Origin of the sequence: Desulfotalea psychrophila LSv54, from assembly GCF_000025945.1 — a bacterium.
GTDB lineage: Bacteria > Desulfobacterota > Desulfobulbia > Desulfobulbales > Desulfocapsaceae > Desulfotalea > Desulfotalea psychrophila.
The window spans coordinates 1,026,653-1,046,098 of record NC_006138.1; the positions used below are offsets into that span (position 1 = coordinate 1,026,653).

At 47.0% G+C, this 19,446-nt stretch carries 17 protein-coding genes; 11 read left to right on the plus strand and 6 right to left on the minus strand.

The genetic code is table 11. From position 1 onward, the window contains the following. Window positions 1–15: 15 nt before the first annotated feature. The 5 genes from DP_RS04605 to DP_RS04625 all read left to right on the plus strand — a co-directional run bounded on the left by DP_RS04605 (window position 16) and on the right by DP_RS04625 (window position 4,393). Complete coding sequence (locus DP_RS04605) at window positions 16–588, plus strand: CvpA family protein (protein WP_011188158.1); 573 nt, start codon at window positions 16–18, stop codon at window positions 586–588. Window positions 589–603: 15 nt separating this feature from the next. Then, window positions 604–1,407 (plus strand): bifunctional hydroxymethylpyrimidine kinase/phosphomethylpyrimidine kinase, encoded by an 804-nt coding sequence (thiD, locus tag DP_RS04610; protein WP_011188159.1) that lies wholly within the window; start codon window positions 604–606, stop codon window positions 1,405–1,407. 33 nt (window positions 1,408–1,440) lie between these two features. Then, entirely contained in the window at window positions 1,441–2,022 is a 582-nt protein-coding gene (locus DP_RS04615; RefSeq protein WP_041277623.1) for a flavodoxin family protein, read from the plus strand. A gap of 19 nt (window positions 2,023–2,041) precedes the next feature. Further along, the gene (locus DP_RS04620; RefSeq protein WP_011188161.1) at window positions 2,042–2,593 is read left to right on the plus strand and encodes a phosphoribosyltransferase family protein; all 552 of its coding nucleotides are present in this window, start codon (window positions 2,042–2,044) and stop codon (window positions 2,591–2,593) included. Window positions 2,594–3,061: 468 nt separating this feature from the next. Further along, window positions 3,062–4,393, plus strand: coding sequence for an APC family permease (locus tag DP_RS04625; protein WP_011188162.1), 1,332 nt, complete (start codon window positions 3,062–3,064; stop codon window positions 4,391–4,393). Window positions 4,394–4,445: 52 nt separating this feature from the next. Here the strand turns inward: DP_RS04625 and DP_RS04630 are convergent, their stop codons facing one another. Together DP_RS04630 and DP_RS04635 are read right to left on the minus strand one after the other, a co-directional pair. Continuing rightward, window positions 4,446–4,940 carry a methylated-DNA--[protein]-cysteine S-methyltransferase gene (locus DP_RS04630; RefSeq protein ID WP_011188163.1) on the minus strand — a complete coding sequence of 165 codons (495 nt, stop codon included), beginning with the start codon at window positions 4,938–4,940 and terminating at the stop codon, window positions 4,446–4,448. Window positions 4,941–5,015: 75 nt separating this feature from the next. Beyond that, window positions 5,016–6,644 (minus strand): hydantoinase/oxoprolinase family protein, encoded by a 1,629-nt coding sequence (locus tag DP_RS04635; RefSeq protein ID WP_011188164.1) that lies wholly within the window; start codon window positions 6,642–6,644, stop codon window positions 5,016–5,018. A 364-nt stretch (window positions 6,645–7,008) separates the two neighbouring features. Here DP_RS04635 and DP_RS04640 point away from each other — a divergent pair, with 364 nt between their 5' ends. The 3 genes from DP_RS04640 to DP_RS04650 are packed head-to-tail and all read left to right on the plus strand — an operon-like array spanning window position 7,009 to window position 9,592. Then, a complete protein-coding gene (locus DP_RS04640) occupies window positions 7,009–7,902 on the plus strand; it encodes a 1,4-dihydroxy-2-naphthoate polyprenyltransferase (RefSeq protein WP_011188165.1) in 894 nt (297 codons plus the stop codon). Window positions 7,903–7,949: 47 nt separating this feature from the next. Then, entirely contained in the window at window positions 7,950–8,750 is an 801-nt protein-coding gene (locus DP_RS04645) for an enoyl-ACP reductase FabI (protein ID WP_011188166.1), read from the plus strand. A gap of 17 nt (window positions 8,751–8,767) precedes the next feature. After that, window positions 8,768–9,592, plus strand: a complete 825-nt coding sequence (locus DP_RS04650; protein WP_011188167.1) for a nitroreductase family protein — start codon at window positions 8,768–8,770, stop codon at window positions 9,590–9,592. Between the two features lie 157 nt (window positions 9,593–9,749). On the opposite strand, the gene cydB is transcribed toward DP_RS04650, so the two are convergent. Genes cydB through DP_RS04665 form a run of 3 tightly spaced genes read right to left on the minus strand, consistent with a single transcriptional unit; the run spans window position 9,750 to window position 12,659 of the window. Continuing rightward, complete coding sequence (cydB, locus tag DP_RS04655; protein ID WP_011188168.1) at window positions 9,750–10,880, minus strand: cytochrome d ubiquinol oxidase subunit II; 1,131 nt, start codon at window positions 10,878–10,880, stop codon at window positions 9,750–9,752. A 1-nt stretch (window position 10,881) separates the two neighbouring features. Further along, a complete protein-coding gene (locus DP_RS04660; protein WP_011188169.1) occupies window positions 10,882–12,414 on the minus strand; it encodes a cytochrome ubiquinol oxidase subunit I in 1,533 nt (510 codons plus the stop codon). Between the two features lie 14 nt (window positions 12,415–12,428). After that, the gene (locus DP_RS04665; RefSeq protein WP_011188170.1) at window positions 12,429–12,659 is read right to left on the minus strand and encodes a DUF4492 domain-containing protein; all 231 of its coding nucleotides are present in this window, start codon (window positions 12,657–12,659) and stop codon (window positions 12,429–12,431) included. 341 nt (window positions 12,660–13,000) lie between these two features. Between DP_RS04665 and DP_RS04670 the strand changes: the two genes are divergently transcribed. The 3 genes from DP_RS04670 (at window position 13,001) to glnA (ending at window position 17,429) form a co-directional block, all read left to right on the plus strand. Beyond that, on the plus strand, window positions 13,001–13,339 hold the full coding sequence (locus tag DP_RS04670; protein WP_041277624.1) for a P-II family nitrogen regulator: 339 nt from the start codon (window positions 13,001–13,003) through the stop codon (window positions 13,337–13,339). Further along, entirely contained in the window at window positions 13,340–15,910 is a 2,571-nt protein-coding gene (gene glnD, locus DP_RS04675) for a [protein-PII] uridylyltransferase (protein ID WP_011188172.1), read from the plus strand. It begins immediately after the preceding gene. A gap of 190 nt (window positions 15,911–16,100) precedes the next feature. Further along, complete coding sequence (gene glnA, locus DP_RS04680; protein ID WP_011188173.1) at window positions 16,101–17,429, plus strand: type I glutamate--ammonia ligase; 1,329 nt, start codon at window positions 16,101–16,103, stop codon at window positions 17,427–17,429. Between the two features lie 35 nt (window positions 17,430–17,464). On the opposite strand, the gene DP_RS04685 is transcribed toward glnA, so the two are convergent. Further along, on the minus strand, window positions 17,465–19,306 hold the full coding sequence (locus tag DP_RS04685) for a SulP family inorganic anion transporter (protein WP_011188174.1): 1,842 nt from the start codon (window positions 19,304–19,306) through the stop codon (window positions 17,465–17,467). Window positions 19,307–19,446: the final 140 nt, after the last annotated feature.

Consider the following 19,446-nt stretch of genomic DNA (forward strand, 5'->3'; position numbering starts at 1 on the left):
GAGGTGGAGTGACCTATGGATACAGGTAGTGTTTTTACAACGTATGATTTCGTAATTTTGGGAATTCTTGTTTTATTTATAGGGCGTGGTCTGTGGACAGGGTTTATCCAACAAATATCCGTTTTTGTTGCCCTCTACCTGGGCTATTTCGTGGCCAGTCAATACTATAGTACCTTTTTCCCATTCTGGGAGCATATTTCTCAAAACCCAAAAATTGTTTTTTGGGGTAGCTACGCTATTGCCTTTTTGCTTACCTATGTATTGGCCATGCTGATTGGTCTTGGTTTAAGACATGTTGTAGAGTTGACCTTTACCTCCTGGCTTGACAGTTTACTGGGGGGGATTGTGGGCTTTGCCAAGGCTGCTCTGGTTATTGTTCTTCTTCACCTGTTTTTGGGTACGATAATGGCACCGGAGAATAAGATGTTACGCGACTGTGCCTCCTGTGAGGTTGTGGCTGATGTCTCGGACTATGCTCGTAGATTGATCAAGGATTCCGGGGTACAAGAGGCCTTTCTTATGAAAGATCCAGCCCTGTCTCTTGAGAGGGTTAAAGAGTATCTTGAACCAATAATGCCGTCTAAATAATTTCGAATAGTTGATATGAAAGAATATAAAAGAGTTTTAACAATAGCCGGTTCAGATAGTGGTGGTGGGGCAGGTATTCAGGCAGATCTAAAGACATTTTCCGCCTGTGGCTGTTTTGGTACCAGTGCCATTACGGCAATTACGGCCCAAAATACCCTTGGGGTAAGGGCCATTCACTCTGTTCCTGTTGAGATTTTACAGGCCCAGGTGCTTGCGGTTATTGAAGATATTGGGGTAGATGCCATTAAAATTGGCATGTTACATTCAGCAGAGCTTATAGCTGCTGTGGCAGTTGTTCTGCGGGAGGCTGATGTGGAAAACATTGTCCTTGATCCGGTGATGGTGGCAACAAGTGGTGATCCACTTATTGAGGAGAGTGCTGTTGATGCCATGAAGAAACTTCTCTTTCCTCTGGTGAAGGTCATTACTCCTAATATTCCAGAGGCCGAGATACTTCTTGGCCAGAAGATAGAGGGAGAAGACCTGGCCCAGGTCGCCCAGGCGCTTGCCGAGGAATTTTCTGTTTCTGTTCTGGCCAAGGCTGGCCATCAGCAGGGAGATCTGTTTGTAGATGTTCTCTATAGTAGTGTAACAGAGAAAATTACAAGATTTCCCACCACCAGGGTAGATACTCAGAATACCCATGGAACAGGCTGTTCCCTCTCCTCTGCCATAGCCTCATTTTTGGCTCGGGGCGAAGATCTTGAAACTGCCATTGCCAGTGCTAGTCAGTATCTGCATGGGGCCTTGGTGGCAGGTGCAGAGTATAAAATAGGTGCAGGTCATGGGCCCGTACACCACTTTTATCGTTTTTGGTAAGCGAATCTTGATGTCAGTGAGTAGGAGGTGAGAATGAAGCTGCTTATTGTTTTGGGCAGTCCTCGCAGGCGGGGTAACAGCGAAATTTTAGCAGAGGAGGTGGTGAAAGGCCTTGCAGACGTTGAGGTGGAGTACCTGCGTCTGAATGATCTGAATATCCGTCCCTGCCAGGGCTGTGGTGGTTGTGAGAAAACGGGGATCTGTGTCATTGCCGATGATATGACAGATCTCTATGCCAAGGTGGATGCCGCTGATTCTCTGCTTCTGGTCAGCCCCGTCTATTTTTATGGGCTGACTGGCCAGACAAAAATTTTCATTGATCGTTGCCAGTCCCTCTGGTCGCGCCGCTATCTTTTGAAGGATTCCCATAGGATAGCAGAGGGTCGAAGAGGATATTTACTTTCTGTCGCTGCAACCAATGGAGAGAAATTATTTGACTGCTCTATGCTCACCGTCCGTTATTTTTTTGATGCCGCGGGTTACCATTACGAAGATTCTCTTTTAGTGCCTGGAGTTGATGCAAAAGGTGATATCTTACAACGCCCGGTGGCGCTGCAGGATGCCAGAGACTTTGGCGAGAAGATGTTTGCAACTAGGAATGACCCATTAATATAGATTAACTTGAGGAGTAGATATGACTGAAACTTGCCGCTTACGGATATGTGGACTTGATCGCGAACTTCCCCTGGTGCGGATTGGAGATGATTTTTCTTTTGCCAAGTTTGTCATTATGGGAGATACCGAATTGGTGGAGAAGGCGGCCGATATGATTGTGGCGCACCCAGATTTTCCCACCTATGATATAGATCTGTTGCTCTGTCCCGGCACCCATGTGTCTCCCCTGGCCCATGCCATTGCTACCAGGTTAAAGATTAACTATGTGGTAGCCCGGGAATCGGTAAAATCCTATATGCAGGATCAGTTGGTGGAAAAGGGCCTCTCTGTGTTAAGCAAGGAAGAACAGCTACTTGTGCTTGACGGTGCCGATGTCGAGGGACTGCAGGGGCGAAATGTATGTATAATTGATGATGTGGCGTCTACAGGTGAGTCCCTCCAGGCTGTGGAGAGCCTGCTGGCCCGGGTAGGATGTAATGTTGTCGGTAAGGCCGTTATTTTACTTGAAGATGATGGTTACTCAGGAGATGACCTGATCTATCTGGATAGATTGCCCACCTTTACTAAGTAGGTCCAGTCATCATTCTTTTGTTTTGAACTACCCTCTTTATTAAATATCTTATATGGGCAGGGCTTGTTCATGGCCAGTGAACGGGCCACTGGCCACCGCTGTTGGATTTTTTCCATGGGTTTATTTTTGCCCTCTTTTTTTGATAAATCATATCAATATCTTCTTAGAATATTTTTTTGTAAAAAATGTTTGCTAGACAGAATTTTTGAAAGTTGATGTGCCTTTCTGCTAATAAAAATAATGTTTGATGTCGCTTTTGTTTGAAATTGTTTTGTCATAGCGTTAAAAGAGATGTAACTATTTTGTCTAAGCGCTTTTTGTTGGCTAGGCAAGATCTCTTCTGCCAGGCACAGGGCTTGCCTCTATCCTAAGTGATCATAGCTAGGTCATTTTATTGTTTGTCTTAGGGCTGGCCTCTATATTGAAAATATAAGAATTATAAAATAATCACAGGGGATAATAGTAATTATGGCTGAATTACAGAAAAAATATGGCTTTTGGACGGCAACGGCTATGGTGGTCGGTATCGTCATTGGCTCGGGTGTCTTCTTTAAGGCTGATAACGTGTTGAGGGCCGCCGGTGGCAGTTTGCCTATTGCCCTCTTGGCCTGGGCAATAGGTGGAGCTATTATGATTGTCACTGCCTATGTCTTCTCATTGGTGGCAAATAGGATGAGCAAGGTCAATGGTGTTTCAGATTATTTTGAATCGGCCTATGGTAAGACTGCCAGTTATTTTGTCGGTTGGTTTATGGCAATTGTCTATTATCCCAGTTTGGTGGCCGTTCTTGCTTGGGTTTCTGCTAATTATAGCACTGGTTTAATTGGTAAACCAGATTGGTTGTGGCCCCTGGCCTTTGCCTATATGGTTGTCTTCTTTTTATTGAATGTTTTCTCGCCAGTTTTAGCCGGTAAATGGCAGGTCTCTACAACTATAATCAAGCTTATTCCGCTTGGCCTGGTGGCTATTGTTGGAGCGATTTCCGGTCTGATGACGGGTCAAACTCTGGAGAGTTTTAGCGTTTCTGCAACTGTAGTAGGTGATAATGCGGGTGGTCTTGCCGTGGCCACACTTGCCACTGCTTTTGCCTACGAGGGTTGGATTCTCGCTACCTCAATCAACGCTGAATTAGAGGATGCTAAGAAAAACCTGCCTCGTGCTCTAGTGGTAGGAACACTGGCTGTTGCCCTTATCTACATGCTCTACTATCTCGGTATTTCAGGTGTACTCTCAAATGCTGATCTGATTGCTGCAGGCGATGCTGCCCCGGTAAATGTTATCTCTATTGTCTTTGGTAATATTGGCGGCACCGTACTCACCGTCTTTGTGGTTTTGTCCTGTTTGGGTACTCTCAACGGTTTGATTATGGCCTCCAGCCGTGGCATGTATGTGGTTGCCTATCATGGGCAGGGGCCAAAGCCAAAATTTTTTGCCGCTGTAAATGCAACGTATAATAGCACCCTTAACTCTGCTCTTGTTGGTTTTGTTATTTCTACCTTCTGGCTGGGAGTTTGGTACGGTAACTTTGCCGGTTGGTGGGGAGGATTTCTTGATATTTCAGAACTGCCAATTGCCTTTCTCTATGTCTGTTACATAGCAATTTATATATGGGTTATTCGCGCCTTTGACGAACTTGGTCCTTTGAGCCGTTATCTTGCCCCATTTTGCGCAGGACTTGGTTCCCTCTACATTATCTGGGGTGCCAGTCAAAAAGATTTTTTCTCCCTCTTTCTGGTTATTCTGGCGGCGATATTTGCGGTGGGTTTTATTCTAAAGGACGAACAGAGTTGTCTGCGCTGAGGCTGAAAAAAATGGTAGGTCTACCATAAGGTGTTATACCAACCCTGCTCTTTTAAGAGCAGGGTTTTTTGTTGTCTTGTCCCTCCAGTTGGAGAAGAAATTCTTTCCGTTCCAGCCCTGAAGAGAACCCCCCCAGACTGCCATCGGCGGCAATGACCCGGTGACAGGGCTGGATGATGCTAATGGGGTTTTTGCCATTGGCTCCTCCCACTGCCCGGTATGCCTTGGGCTTGTCGATGCGATGGGCCATCTCTTTGTAGCTGATGGTCTTTCCATAGGGGATGCGACAGAGTTCCTGCCATACCCTCATTTGAAAAGCTGTTCCTGTGGGTGCCAGAAGGAGGTCGAATTGTTTGCGTTTTCCCTTAAAGTACTCCGCTAATTGTTGAGTAACCTCTTGCAGCCTCTCCGGACTATATTGCCAACCTTCTTCCAGGCGTCCCCTCTCCTCAAAGAAGAGATGGTGTAGTCCATGGGAACTAGCAGCTATAACTATACTTCCCAGAGGGCTATGGACTTGGTCAAAATAGATCTGTTGTTTTTCCATGGAGTTTTTCTTTTCCCTGTATAAAAGGGATAATTGGTAAGGCTTAGGCCCCGTTAAGAGCCGAAGCGTCAGCGACTACTCTTTAATACAGGCAATATGGGCGGCTCCGACGGCGTTACCCACCTCGCAATGCAGGGGAAAGGAGACCATTGTGCCCAGTTTCTTTGCCACCTCAGGGAGGAGGTGGCGGGCAACTGCGCCGATCCCGATGAGTGGGGCTTTTATGGTGAAGTCAACTCCAAGCATGGGATGCTTTTTACGATTTTCGATAAAATTGGTTAGTGAATTTCCCCAGTAATGTTGGATAACATAGTCGAGGATAAGATTTTCAATTAAGTTCTGGCTCCTGTTGACTACCTGTTGGGAGAATTCCTCTGCTGTCATCTCGCATTTTTTCCCCAGGATATCAGCTGCCCTTCTTGCCCGGCTCCCGTCTCCCAGATTTATCTTGCCCAAGACGTGCAGGGCGTCGGTGGGGGTGAAGCCGCATTCAATAATGAGCTGATTTTTAGCCAGTTTTTCAAGTTGTTTTTCGAGAATTATGCCACTGTGTCCTGTGGCCTTGCAGATCTCCTTTACTGTTGCAGCCCCTGCTCCTTGGAGAAAGGTGAAAATATCTGTTGGGGCCTCTTCTCTCTGGCCGAGGACGGGGATGATCAGCTTTGACGAGTCTTTTTCTGTCAGCCATTCTTCGAGGGACGGTCCTATTGGGCAGAGAGAGATGGGGGTAACACGAACGGGGCCAATGGAGAAATCACCTCGTTCGACCTGGACATGGCTGTCTCCGCCTATGGCTCCTGTGTGCATATCGACGGCCTCAATATGGGTTCGCCATGAACCAATTTGGCAACCATCTTCTCTGAGGACAGGCTGACCATTGTTATCAAGCATGGTAATGTCTGTTGTGGTGCCGCCGATATCAATGACAAGTCCTGCCAGATCTGTTTGCATGCTGCCAAAGTGGGCGGTACAGGCCGGGCCACTGGCTACGGTCAGGGCCGCATGACGGATAATATGGCTGGCATCGACCAGTTGCCCGTTGCCAGCCACCAGGGTCATGGGGCAGGAGAGATTTTTTTCTTCCATGGCCGTGAGGACAGCATCCACATAGTTTTGCATAACAGGCATGAGTTTGGCGTGCAGACCTGCGGTGGCCGCCCGCTGTTCCATGCCGGCAATATTGCTTGCCTGATGGGAGCAGAAGACAGGCTTATCGCCATCGAGCATTTTTATCGCCTCCTGGGCGACAAGTTCGTGGGCGGGATTTTTTATGGACATTGCAGAGCAGATACCATAGGCATCCACCTCTTCCCGCAGACCTTCGATGATGCTGACAAGATATTCCAGATCAAGGGGAACTTCTTCTTTTCCCTGGATATTGTGACCACCCTTGATGAAGACGACGGCCTTTACCGGCAGCTTAAAATGTTTTACATAGCCGATGACCAATAGGGCAACCTCTGCCCCTTTGTTTTCGACCACAGAGTTGGTGGCAAGGGTGGAGGAGACGGCGATTTTTTTTACCTGATGCGGCTCTATGGCAGAGGCGTCGAGCAGGGCGCTGAGGGCATCTCTTGTTCCGAGGGCAAGGTTATGATGGGTGGTGGGCCTTTTTGCCGTTGCTATGATTTTACCTGTGTCCTGTTCCATCAGCACTGCATCGGTGCAGGTGCCTCCGGTGTCTATACCAATTACGTAATTCATTTTTTCTCCAATATATTTAATATGTTAAAATGTTTTATTTTTATTGGTATACACCCTTTTTTCTAAAATATCAGTGAGAAATATTTGCCCTATCTGCCTGCTCTGTTGATAGTAGTCGTCTATAGGACGAGCTGCGGAATTCTCCGATATTGTCCCGGTTGTTCATGGCTGGCGGCCGGAGATTACTTATTGCCGAACGACCTTTTAGCCATTATGGTCAGGGGAGCTTGTATTGCTCTATAAAAACACAGAGTAGGCACTCTGTGCAAGTTTTGGGTTTTGTAACAGCCCCCTGTGATTTCTCCGCCCATCAATTTTGGGCCGTTGATAATATAAATGATAAATTGAGGTAGGTGTACCCCCTATGGAAAATGAAAAGCTTACAAAATGGGATCTGTGGCTATTGGCAATACGTCCCAAAACCCTGCCTGCGGCGGTGGCCCCTGTACTCGTCGGTAGCGCAGCGGCCTTTTCCGATGGTTTTTTTCATCCTCTGCTTATGCTTGCCTGTCTGCTTGGCGCCCTGCTCCTGCAGATAGCTGTTAACTTTGCCAACGATTATTTCGATGCAAAAAATAATATTGATTCAGCAGAGAGACTGGGGCCTGTTCGGGTTACCCAGAGTGGACTTATTCCTGCCGCTCAGGTTAAATGGGCAATGGCTCTCGCCCTTGTCTTGGCGGTGCTCGTTTTCTCTTATCTCTCCTCTGTCGCCGGCTGGCCAATAGTTATGGTGATGATTGCCTCCGTGTTGGGCGCACTCGGTTACAGCGGCGGGCCTTATCCCTTAGCCTCTAATGGCCTTGGTGAGATCTTTGTCTTTATCTTCTTTGGACTTATTGCCGTTTGTGGCACCTATTTTATCCTTGCCGCTCAACTGGTGGCTTCGGCCTTTTTGGTTGCCATTCCGCCGGGCCTGCTGATTACGGCTATAATGGTGATTAATAATCTTCGCGATATTGATACCGATAGCAGGAGTGGTAAAAAGACCCTGGCCGTTATTTTGGGTCGTTCGAGGACTATTCTCGAATATAGGCTTCTTCTGCTCTGTGCCTATCTCGTCCCTCTTGTCATGTTTTTAACAGGAACGAGCTATTTTATTCTGATGCCATTTTTCTCTCTCCCTCTTGCTATAAAGTTATGGGGTGAGGTGGAGCATTGTCTGGGCACGGAGTTGAATAGCACCCTGGCCAAGACAGCAAAGTTATCGCTGATGTTCAGTCTTGGTTTTGCCGTTGGTCTGGTGCTCGGTGCTTGATAGGTTCGTTGCGGGCATTTTTTGCTATATTTTGAGGGAGATGTAAAATGGATTTTTTAGGTGTACGAGATAAAACCTTTGTGATTTTTGGCCTTGCCAATAAAAAATCAATCGCCTGCGCTATAGGCAAAAATTTAGTGGCAGCGGGCGCCCGGGTTATACATGTGGTTCGTTCAGAACAGCGCCTTGAAACTGCGCAGAAACTTTTTCCAGAAAGTTCCGTCTTTATCTGTGATGTTGAAGAGGAAGAAAATATAGTGGCAGTACGTGATAAAATTAAGGCACTTTTGGGAGAGACTCAGATTGATGGTATTGTCCACTCCATTGCCTTTGCCAACTACTCGGAAGGGTTAAAACCTTTTCACGAGACCTTGAAAAAGGATTTTCTTCAGGCAGTGAACATTTCCTGCTTTTCCTTTATCAGTATTGCCAACCACTTTAAGGGACTTTTGGCTCCCACGGCATCGGTGCTGACCATCTCTATTTCGACCACTAAGATGGCTGCAGAAAATTATGGATATATGGCTCCTATTAAGGCGGCCCTTGATTCGTCACTCTGCTTTTTGACCAAGTCCTTTTCTGCCTTTTCTGCTATTCGTTTTAATGCCGTGGCCCCCAGTCTTCTCAAGACCTCGGCCTCAGCTGGGGTTCCTGGCTATGTGGATAGTTATCTCTATGCCGAGAAGGTGATTCCACGGAAAAAGTCCCTGAAGACGACGGAGGCGGCAGACACTGCCACCTTTCTTCTTTCAGAGCGTTCATCTGGGATTGTTGGTCAAACAATTGTGGTGGATGCGGGGATGGCAATGAACTATTTTGATGCAGAGATTGTTAGGGCAGTAGCGTAAATTACAGGGAGGATTTAATGGTTGATTTTACTGTAGATGAGGGAAAATGTATCGGCTGTGGTCAATGCGTTGCCGATTGTCCTCTTTCACTTCTGGAGATGCGAGACGGTATTCCTCTTCTTGCCCGGCGAAAGCAACAGTTTTGTATCGGCTGTTTGCACTGTTTTGCCGTTTGTGATGAGGCTGCTCTCTCTATTCTTGGTCATGATCCCTTGCAGGCAAAAGAGATATCTCGTGACCTTTTGCCCAAACCTGCCCAGATGGAGATGCTTATTCGGGGCAGACGTTCTATCCGAAATTATCAAAACCGTAATCTTGCTCCGGAACTCATAGACGATCTCTTAGATACAGCCTGGCAGGCCCCGACGGGTAGAAATGTCCGTGGTTTGCTCTTTAGTGTAGTTGATGACAAGGCGGTCCTGGCTGATATTCGGCAGGAGATGCTGGCGGAGATTCAGCGCCTTGATGAGGGAGGACTGATTGATGAAGACTATAGCGCCTTTGCTAAGTTTCCCTCGGCCTGGGAGGAAGGGTATGATGTTCTCTTCTGTAAGGCACCGCATCTTTTGGTGGTATCGGCAGCAGATGATCTGCCGACGCCAATGCAGGATGCTGTCATTGCCATGACCACCTTCGAGCTTTACGCCCAAAGCCATGGGGTAGGTACTCTCTGGGATGGGCTAGCTACAATTGCCCTGAGGGATCTTGTCCCCGCCATGCAAAAACGTCTGGGTATTCCTGAGGGCCATCATCTCTGCTATGCTATGTGCTTTGGCTACCCTGCCCTGCATTACGCACGAATGGCCAGTAGAGACCATGCTCGGGTAGAGCGGGTTCGTTAAGTTAAAAAGAAAAAAGCCCCAACCTCTAAACGAGGTTGGGGCTTTTTTTTTATAAATTATTGCTCTTTTTCAGGGCGAAGATGATCAGCCTGTAGGAGACGAGGGGGAGGGCGATCCAGCCAATAAGTAATACTCCTATCATATCGAACTCCTTTGCTTAATAAGCTTTTTTATCGTTAATATCCTCAAGACTTAACTTCTTGTTATCCATCTGTTTCCAAAAGTAGATAATATAGGCGAGAACAAATGGGATGATGAGGGCTACATAGGCCATGGTGGCAAGGGTGTAGTGGCTTGATGAGGCATTGTAAATGGTTAGGCTTGATTGCAGATCAACCTTTGATGGATAAAAGGATGTACCGTTGTAGCCCGCAGTAAAGAAGAGGGCCAGGCCGACGAAGAAGGTGCCGAGGCCTGCAGGCCAGATAGCCCTGTAGCTTTTTTTGAAAGCGGTGATGAATACTGCATAGATTATGAGAATAAGGCCAAGTAATAACAGGCCGAGGGTGATGGGCATGGCCGTGAGGTTTTGCAGGTATTTATGGGCGACCATGCTCACAGCGCCATCGCTGCCTACGCCAAAACCGTCCATGGTGAGGAGGCTGATCAGGAGATAGAGAAGGAAAGGCAGGGCGCAGATGAGGTTTGTAAGGCAGGCCTTGCGCAGGCGTCTCTCCAACGCCTCCATGTCGGTGAGATCGATATTGTTGAGCAGGTAGAGGGAGCCCAGTACCCGGGAGTTGAAGACCAGAAAGAGACCGAAGGAGAGATTAAAGAGGGAGAATGCCGCCTCCAGACCCCGCAGTGGATGTGTCCAACTCACCTGGTTAAAGTCATTGAGGGTGAAGTTTGAGCCGGTGAAGAAGGTGCCCACGGCTGCGCCGATAAGGAGAATGCCGAGGGTGCCATTGATCAGCAGGAAAAATTCGTAGGTGCTTGAACCATAGAGATTGTCTGGCTTTTTCCGGTATTCAAAGCTCACGGCCTGGAGGATGAAGGTGAAGAGAATCAGCATCCATACCCAATAGGCACCGCCAAAACTTGTGGCATAAAATTTGGGAAATGCAGCAAAAAGTGCCCCGCCAAAGAGGACCAGAGTGGTAAAGGTCAGCTCCCATTTTCGGCCAAGGGAATTGATTACCAGTGATTTTTCTGTATCGGTTTTGCCAACCTGCCAGAGGAGGCTTTGTCCACCCTGAACAAAGTTGAGAAAAAGGAAGAGAGAGCCGATAACGGCGACAAGAAGCCACCATATCTGTTGTAAAACTGCCATGTCAAGGTTACCCATTTTATACGCCCTCCGGTCCTATTTTAATTTGTTTGAGCATAATTTTAACTTCGGCGATTAACAATGCGGTAAAAATTATGAGGAAAATAAAGAAGCTTGCCTGTACATGGCCGACGCCAATATTGGTTGTGGCAACACTTACCGGCATAAGATCTTGAATGGCCCATGGTTGCCGTCCTACCTCTGCCACAATCCAGCCGGATTCCGAGGCGATGATTCCCAAAAAGAAGGAGGGGACTCCAAGACGGAGCAGCCATCTCTTTTTCATAAGCGTACCCTTAAGGCTTGTAATGAGGAAGAGAAGGAAGAGGAGTCCAATGGCGACCCCGGAAAATACCATGATGTGAAATGTGTAGAAGGTGAGGGCGACCGGGGGGACGGCCTCTTCTGCTTTCTGCAGGTAGCCATATCCCAGATAGTTTTGGTTGGTCCTGAACGCTTCCAGGGCTATTTGGGCCGTAGCTTTATTATCTGTTTTTTTTGCCTCTTTATAGGCGAGAAGGCTATTTACGGCCTGTTTGCCGAGGACCATTTTTTCCTCAACTCCCATGATATTCTGTTCAGCATTGCCGTAAACGAGGTCGTTGATACCCGGAACAAAGCTGTTGATATCGCGGTTGGCAAGAAGGGAGAGTCCCTTAGGGATGGATATTTCAAAGAGGAAGGGCTCTTGGCTGTCACCCGCCCTTTTCGCCGCGTTGGGTATGCCGAAGGCGACAATGGGGGTGCCGATTTGGCCGTTGAATAAACCCTCATAGGCAGCAAGCTTCATGGGTTGGGTGTGTCCGTTGGCAAAACCTGATTCGTCACCGGTAAAGGCGGTGTATCCAGTGCCCAAAAGGCCAAAAACAGAGGCAACAATAATAGATTTTTTGGCCATATCCGTGTGGCGATTTTTCAGCAGGTACCAGCTGGATACGGTGATGATAAAGAGGGATCCGACCATAAAACTTGAGGCTGTGGTATGGGTGAATTTGGCAATAGCCACCGGGGAGAGGAGTACCTCCCAAAAATTTTGCATCTCAAAGCGGACGGTATCGGGGTTGAAGGCCATACCAACGGGGTGTTGCATCCAGCCATTGGCCACCAGAATCCACAGGGCAGAAAGACTGGAGCCGACGGCAACCATCCAGGTGGCAAAGAGATGGGATCCTCTTGAAATACGGTTCCAACCAAAGAACATTACGGCAAAGAAGGTGGCTTCCAGGAAAAAGGCAAGGATTCCCTCAATTGCCAGTGGTGCCCCAAAGATATCACCCACCATCCAGGAATAGTTGGACCAGTTGGTGCCGAATTGAAACTCCAGGATGATTCCGGTGGCAACGCCAATGGCAAAGTTGATACCGAAGAGTGTCATCCAAAACTTTGTGATATTCTTCCACTCCTCTCTGCCTGTTTTGACATAGATAGTCTCAAAAAAAGCACAGAGGAATGAAAGCCCCAGGGTAAGTGGGACGAAAATCCAGTGATAAAGTGCTGTTAGAGCAAACTGGGCCCGGGACCAGTTCACTAAACTTAGATCAATTTCACCCATGAAACGCTCCTTCTTTATAATTTGTCTTTAGCGGGCGTTGTAATTTGTTCCATCACATGCTCTGCCCGTTCTTGGTTCGTGGTAAAGTTTGTATTAAGGTAGTTCGGAAAAAAGAATATTTTAAGAATTGCAAATATTATAAACAACTTAATTAAGATGATCTTCCATAGGGCTTTTCCCACGGTCATATGTCGAAAGCCATCGCGATAGAATCGAAAGATCTTTATTGGAATATGGTTGGACATGTGGCGCCTTTTGTAGGATCTGCAAAGTTAAGATATAAAAATTAAAGCGTTTCTTGTTGCTGGAATCAACAGTAAACTATCCTTTTACTTTTATTGGCATATATAAACTACTCGTGGGATAGCGTCAATAATAATAATCATTGTCGTTTCGCCGAGCTCTTTTCCGGAAGAAGTTATCTTTTTCCGGATATTTCCTGTTACTTTTTTAGGGAGGATAAATCCTACCCTTCTGCTCTGCTGACTATGGTAAGATAGTTGGGTTGATATGTTTGCTTGTTGCGGGCAGGGGAGGTTCTGGCTTTTCCCTGTGAACAAAAATAGAAAGAAAAGAGACTGTGTTGATGAAAAAGATAGAGGCAATAATAAAACCATTCAAACTTGATGACGTGAAATCTGCCCTGTCTGAGGTTGGCATTACGGGGATGACTATTTCTGAGGTGAGGGGCTATGGTCGCCAGAAGGGACACTCGGAAATGTATCGTGGGGCAGAGTATGTCGTGGAGTTCGTGCCTAAGATAAAGCTGGAAATTGTGGTTTCAGCCGATAGGGCTACCGAGGTTGTGGCAAAAATTCGTGAGCATGCCTACACGGGAAAAATTGGTGATGGTAAAATTTTTGTTTCACCCATTGAGTATGCAGTGCGAGTACGTACCGGTGAAGAAAATAAGGAAGCTGTGTAAATGGAATTACAATTTCAGGCAGGTCGGCAAGAATTGGAAAAACTTTGGGATCAGGGTGTCTCGGGTAATGAGCTTTTGAGGAAACAGAGCCTGCTTGTGGATGATTTTGTCCGTTCATCCTTTGCCGGTTCAGGTGCCGATGTGGGTTTTGCCGTTGTGGCCCTTGGTGGTTATGGGCGAGTGGAGCTTTATCCCTATTCAGACATAGATATTATGATCCTCTACTCTCCTGAGTTACAGGAGCAGGCGGCAGGTGTTGCAGACAGTGTTTTGTACCCGCTTTGGGATACGGGGCTGGATATTGGTCATGGTGTACGTACCATCGCCGAATCTATTGCCCATGCAGAGGGGGACTACCTGTTCCAGGTATCTCTGCTCGATGCTCGTCTCATATGTGGAGATGCTGCTCTTTTTGCTGATCTGCAGCTGGCCTATAGGGAGCAATTTATAGATGGTTGCAGAAGGAATTTTGTCATTGAGATGAAAGCGCGTCGGAGTGCAAGGTGCGATCGTTTTGGCACCCATAGTTATCTGCTTGAACCACAGGTGAAGGAGGGCAGGGGAGGGATGCGTGATCTGCAGGCCATGTTCTGGACCGCTCGGGTTGTCTTTGGCTTGACAGGTTTGGATGATATTGCTGAAGCTGGCCTGCTTACAATCGATGAGAAGAGACTCTTTCTGCAGTCATGGGATTTGCTTGTCCGTCTGCGCATCCGTTTGCACTATATGAGTGGAAGAAAAAATGATCAACTCTACTTTGAGCAGCAGCTTGATATGGCGGAGGCCTTTGGCTATGTGGAGGGGGGAGGCATGCTTCCCGTCGAGGCCTTTATGCGTGATCTCTACTCGCATTTGCAGAATATAGCTCTGGTGACAGATCTGTTTTTTGATCATATCGATGAAACTCTGGGCCTGGATACCAATATGTCAGATTTTCAGGACAGGCTTATTGAAAAGGGAATAGAGGTGCGGCAGGGGAGGATTCATCTTGTTGCAGATGGGCGTCAACTTAAGGGCAAGCCTCATATCTTGATACGAGTTTTTCTGGTTATGGCGCGTATGGGTCTGCCTCTGCACTATCGAACCCGTAAGCTTATTGCTGCTAATATGGATCTGATAACGGATAAGGTGCGTCGTTCTCCACGAATGGTTAAGCCTTTTTTGGCCCTCTTTGATGAGGCAAAAGATATATTTTCCGTCCTGAATGTAATGCTTGAGACGGGTATGTTGCCCACCTTTCTCCCGGAATTTACTCAGGTGGTAAGTCTTGCCCAGCATGATCTCTATCACATCTATACCGTTGACCGACACTCTCTGCAGACGGTGTCAGAGCTACGTGATGTTTTTCTCGAATTTCCGCAGGTGGCCGCTTTGGTGGAAGAAAAATCTTTGCTTTACCTTGCCGCTTTGCTGCATGATATAGGCAAGGGCTCTGGCAGGGATCACTCTGAAGAAGGTGCTCTGTTGGTGGGGGCTGTGGCAGAACGTTTTGCTCTAGCTGGCGATAGTGCTGATGATTTGAGCTTTCTTGTCCGCTATCACCTTTTTATCCCGGAGAATGCCCTGCGTCGAGATTTGAATGATGCCGCCTTTATTCAACGTTGTGCAGAAACTGTTGGAACTCTTCCTCGTCTGGCCATGCTCTATCTTCTCTCTGTATCAGATTCTCGGGCTACGGGCCCTTCGGCCTGGAGTGATTGGAAGGCCTCTCTTATGCATGAGATGTACTTAAAGGTGCTGTCGGCCATAGAAAATCAGGCCACTGTCTCTTGCGGGGATGATCTGCAGGAGCAGGTGGATCAGGGGGTAGAGTGGTTGCGTTCTCAGGTGCAGGAAAAGATAGATACCCAAGGCCTCTTCTTTGATTTGGCGGTGTTACCTGCTGATTATTTGTTGGCTTTTTCCTCTGAGGATGTCCTCGCGCATGTTCAGCTTTGTTTGCAACACCAGAGGCTTCTCAGGCAGAAATCCTTGGTGAAGGTTTTTGAGGGTGAGGATGATTGGAAGATACTGTTGATGTCCCACGATCGTCCTGGGCTGCTGGCTAAGCTCTGTGGGGTTTTGGCTCTGCATAATCTTGCTGTTGCCATGGCCCAAATTTTTACCTGGGAGGATGGTGTCATTGTTGATGTGGTTACCGTGCGTCCTCAGGATGGTGCTGGATTTAGTGATAAGGACTGGGATAGCTTCCGGGCCGATATCGATTTAGCCCTTTCGCACCGTCTTGATTTGGGTCATAAACTCTATCAGAAATGGCAGACCACCTATGGCCGAAAGGCTGAGCTTGTCGGAGCCATAGATCCACGGGTGGTGGTGGATAATGAGAGTTCGGATACATATTCGGTGTTGGAGGTTTATGCCGTTGACCGTCCTCATCTGCTCTATCATCTTGCCCAAACTTTGGCGGATTTTGGGGTGAATATTTATAAGGCCTATATTGCCACCGAGGTTGAGCAGTTGATTGATGTTTTTTATGTGCTTGATTCTCGAGGGGAAAAACTTTTAGGAGATTCACTGAGAGAGGATATTGTTCAGGCTCTGTGCAAAACACTAAGTAAAACGGAACTTTAATATGATTTTTCCCTGTTTTCTGGTATAAGGGGGGCAGGCTTGGTTATAGAAAAAAGTAACAAACATGTAACAAAAGTTAATTTGCCTGTTGCAATATTTGTCAGAAATGTTAATAAGATTTCGATGAAGTTTACTGTACAAAAGGCATTATGAATCAGCTGAAAATCTACCAGTGTAAAGGAGATCGGGGATGACCAGAGAAGAGATTATGAAGATTGTTGAGGAAGAAAATATTCAATATTTTCGCCTCCAGTTTGTAGATATTCTAGGACACATGAAAAACGTTGCTGTGCCCAAAAGCCAAATTGGCAAGGCTCTCGACGGTCAGATGATGTTTGATGGTTCTTCCATTGATGGCTTTGTTCGTATTAACGAGTCAGATATGTATCTCAAACCTGACTATAATACCTTCTGCGTGCTTCCCTGGAGAAACAAGAATGGTAGAGGCGTTGCGAGGATTATCTGTGACGTGCATAAGGCAGATGAGACGCCTTTTGAGGGTTGCCCACGGGTGAATCTCAAGCGTGTACTTGCAGAAGCCAAAGAGCTTGGTTACACCATGAATGTTGGAACTGAAGCAGAGTTCTTTCTCTTTGAGCAAGATGAAAAAGGTCGTGCGACCACTATTACCAATGATGTGGCGAATTATTTTTCTCTTGATCCAGAAGATTCAGGTAATGATTGTCGTCGTGAAATCATTGAAACCCTTGAGAAGATGGGCTTTGAGATCGAGGCTTCCCATCACGAGGTTGCTGAAGGACAGCACGAAATTAGTTTTAAATATGCCGATGCCCTGGCAACTGCGGATAATACTGTAACCTTTAAGTGGGTTGTGAAGTCTATTGCCCGTCAGTATGGCTTGCACGCGACCTTTATGCCAAAACCTATTTTTGGTGTTAATGGTTCTGGTATGCACACCAATCAGTCTCTTTTTAATATTGATGGCACCAACGCCTTCTTTGACGAGTCTGATCCACTTCAGCTTTCTCCTGTTGCCTATTCGTATATTGCCGGTTCCCTTAAGCATGCACTTGTCTGTACTGCAGTGAACAATCCCTTGGTAAACTCCTATAAGCGCCTTGTTCCCGGTTATGAGGCTCCTGTTTATGCTGCCTGGTCTGCGTCTAACAGATCAGCGCTTGTGCGTATTCCTGCCTCTCGTGGGCTCTCTACCCGTACAGAAATGCGTTCTCCCGATCCATCATGTAACCCATATCTTGCCCTGGCTATGCAACTCAATGCCGGCCTTGATGGTGTGAGGAATAATGCGACTCCTCCGGCTGCAGTAGATCAGGATATCTTCAGTATGAGCAATGCAGAGATGGATGAGGTTGGTATTAAGGTATTGCCTGGTTCTCTTAAGGAGGCCGTTGATGAGTTGAAGGGCAGTCCTCTTGCCAAGGAAACTTTGGGCGCACATATCTTCGAGAAGTTTATCGAGGCGAAGGAAAAAGAGTGGGAAAGTTATAGAATTGCTGTGACTAACTGGGAAATTGAAGAGTATCTCAATGTTTACTAGAAAGTTTTTGTAAAAGAGTTTTTATAAGGGGCATCTCATTTATGAGATGCCCCTTTTTTTTGTACTTTGCCATGGGAGCAGGATCCCATATAGAGCTCTCTCTTTAAGTAGTCTTCTTTCAGTGCCAGTAGTTCTTTGTTGTGTTCTTCAGAGAGGCACTCTGCAAATATACGCACGGTGCAGTCTGCACATATGTTTCGATCCAGCTTTTGGAAGATTGTGTTGATGGCCTCGACCTTTGACTGGAAAAAATGTTTTTGACCAATATGGTCGAGCAGGTACTGGTGCTCAGTGCTTGCCTTGTGGGCAAGGTCATGGTCCACAAAGTAAAGCCCGCCCCCTATTTTGCGCAGTTGGTTGTTCTCGTTGACTAGGGCCTCTGCTCCGGTGAGATCAATGCCGTTTATACCAAAAGCCACTATCAGGATATGTTTTATCTTTTCCTTTTCAATGATGTTGGAGATATGGTTGAGGATATAGCTTACAGAGCCAAAGTAGATCGGGGTGTCGATTCTGATAATTTTAAATTGGGGACACTCAGCGCAAACATCCTCGCATACCTCTATGAAGTGGTTGCTTCCCGTTCGGGTAGGGATGGGGCAAAGTGAGGGGATGTACGGCGTTGAGGTTCTGGCCAGGAATATCATCAGGGAGAGGAGTACTCCAAAGCTGATAGCAAATTCGATGTGGACGAAGAGGGTGCCGAAGAAGGTGACTGCCAGAATGGCAGTCTCGGAGCGATGATGTTCGATAATTTCTTTTATCTGCTTGAAATTAATTAGGTTGTATCCAACCAGGAAGATAACTCCGCCCATGGCGGAGACAGGCAGATATGCTGTCATCGGCGCAACCAAGAGCACGATAAGCATCAATAAGATTGCGGCAAATATGGCAGAGAGAGGGGTCTTTGCCCCTGCTTCGTAGTTGAGGCCGGATCTGGTGAAGGAGCCGGAGGCTGCATAGCATGAGAAAAAACTTCCCGTTATATTGGCCAGGCCTTGGGCGATAAATTCCTGGTTTGAGTCGAGTTTTTGGTTGGATTTGGCGGCAATAGAACGGCTGATGGATGTTGCCTCAATGAGTCCGATGAGTGCTATTGCCAGCCCCTCTGGGGCCAGTCTTCTTAGGGAGGCCATGCTGAATGTGGGGCTCGATAACTGGGGTAGTTGGGCAGGGATTTCTGCCACAAATGTAATTGTTTCAGTGTAGTTTTTTAAAAAGAGGGCAAGGATGCTGCCGAAGATCATGCCGGCCAGAAGGTTGGGTGCGCGGGGAAATATTTTTTTGCTAATAAGAGCAACAGCTAAGGTGGCAAGGGCAATTCCGAGGGCATAGGGGTTTATCTTTTCTAGCTGTGCAAAGAGGCTGATCCATGTATTGTAGAATGACTGGCCTTTGGCGAAGCTTATGCCGGTAACGCTTTTTAGTTGGCTGGTCATAACCAAGATTGCCGAGCCAGCAGTAAAGCCTGTTATTACCGAATGGGAGACGAAGTTGATCAGTGATCCCAGCCGTAGTGCGCCAAAGATGAGCTGGTATACGCCTGCCAAAAAAGTGACCATGAGTGCCATGGAGATGAATTCAGGTGTGCCTGCCTCCGCAAAGCGACTGACGCTGGCAAAGACAATGATGGAGATGGCGGTCGTTGGCCCTGAAACAAGATGGTAGGATGATCCGAAGAGGGCGGCTATGATGGGGATGACAATGGCGGTATAGAGTCCGTATTGAGGCGGAAGTCCGGCAATTGTTGCAAAGGCAACGCCCTGAGGAAGGACAATGATAGCTCCTGTAAGACCTGCCATGAAATCAAGCTTTACTGTTTCGGCATTGAGGAGCTTGAACCATTGGGTACAGGGGAAAAACTTTTTTATAGTCATAGTTGCACTGTGAATTATTAGTTTTTCTAAGGTTATGTATCAGTTCTACTGTTATAATTTTTACCTCTTCTTCTTCTTACATGCCAGTGAAAAAAAACATAGAGTGTTGATGAGGAGGGGGCGCGGGGTGTTGGTTGATG

Coding starts and splice junctions, on each gene's coding strand:
- DP_RS04605 (WP_011188158.1), top strand. CDS start 16: ATGGATACAGGTAGTGTTTTTACAACGTATGATTTCGTAATTTTGGGA.
- thiD (WP_011188159.1), top strand. CDS start 604: ATGAAAGAATATAAAAGAGTTTTAACAATAGCCGGTTCAGATAGTGGT.
- DP_RS04615 (WP_041277623.1), top strand. CDS start 1,441: ATGAAGCTGCTTATTGTTTTGGGCAGTCCTCGCAGGCGGGGTAACAGC.
- DP_RS04620 (WP_011188161.1), top strand. CDS start 2,042: ATGACTGAAACTTGCCGCTTACGGATATGTGGACTTGATCGCGAACTT.
- DP_RS04625 (WP_011188162.1), top strand. CDS start 3,062: ATGGCTGAATTACAGAAAAAATATGGCTTTTGGACGGCAACGGCTATG.
- DP_RS04630 (WP_011188163.1), bottom strand. CDS start 4,940: ATGGAAAAACAACAGATCTATTTTGACCAAGTCCATAGCCCTCTGGGA.
- DP_RS04635 (WP_011188164.1), bottom strand. CDS start 6,644: ATGAATTACGTAATTGGTATAGACACCGGAGGCACCTGCACCGATGCA.
- DP_RS04640 (WP_011188165.1), top strand. CDS start 7,009: ATGGAAAATGAAAAGCTTACAAAATGGGATCTGTGGCTATTGGCAATA.
- DP_RS04645 (WP_011188166.1), top strand. CDS start 7,950: ATGGATTTTTTAGGTGTACGAGATAAAACCTTTGTGATTTTTGGCCTT.
- DP_RS04650 (WP_011188167.1), top strand. CDS start 8,768: ATGGTTGATTTTACTGTAGATGAGGGAAAATGTATCGGCTGTGGTCAA.
- cydB (WP_011188168.1), bottom strand. CDS start 10,880: ATGGGTAACCTTGACATGGCAGTTTTACAACAGATATGGTGGCTTCTT.
- DP_RS04660 (WP_011188169.1), bottom strand. CDS start 12,414: ATGGGTGAAATTGATCTAAGTTTAGTGAACTGGTCCCGGGCCCAGTTT.
- DP_RS04665 (WP_011188170.1), bottom strand. CDS start 12,659: ATGTCCAACCATATTCCAATAAAGATCTTTCGATTCTATCGCGATGGC.
- DP_RS04670 (WP_041277624.1), top strand. CDS start 13,001: ATGAAAAAGATAGAGGCAATAATAAAACCATTCAAACTTGATGACGTG.
- glnD (WP_011188172.1), top strand. CDS start 13,340: ATGGAATTACAATTTCAGGCAGGTCGGCAAGAATTGGAAAAACTTTGG.
- glnA (WP_011188173.1), top strand. CDS start 16,101: ATGACCAGAGAAGAGATTATGAAGATTGTTGAGGAAGAAAATATTCAA.
- DP_RS04685 (WP_011188174.1), bottom strand. CDS start 19,306: ATGACTATAAAAAAGTTTTTCCCCTGTACCCAATGGTTCAAGCTCCTC.